1 pseudogene is annotated in these 270 nt (G+C 41.5%); it reads right to left on the reverse strand.

Annotated elements, in window-relative coordinates:
* Positions 1–270: pseudogene (locus CP366_RS10585) on the reverse strand (IS982 family transposase); the annotation flags it as partial.

A 270-nucleotide genomic window follows, 5' to 3' on the forward strand; every position in this document is an offset into this window, starting at 1 on the left:
ACCAATATCAGCTACGCCCCGAAAGATCTTGACACGATAATTGCGAACAGGCTGGGAAACTATCAATAATCAAAAATTCTCCAGCTGTCTTTACTTCTTGATTCCAAGCCTGACGGATACAACGAATTAGAGGCAAGAGCATTCGAGCTCGACGGTTAAAACGAGAATGAGATAAGCCAACGAAGAATTTACAGAATCGTCGTTGAGATTCAATTCCAATTTCAGTTTGCCAAATGAGCATCGCTAAGATAGAACTATCAGGAAGCTTGG

Source organism: Lactobacillus sp. UMNPBX15, assembly GCF_002553785.1.
Taxonomy (GTDB): domain Bacteria; phylum Bacillota; class Bacilli; order Lactobacillales; family Lactobacillaceae; genus Lactobacillus; species Lactobacillus crispatus.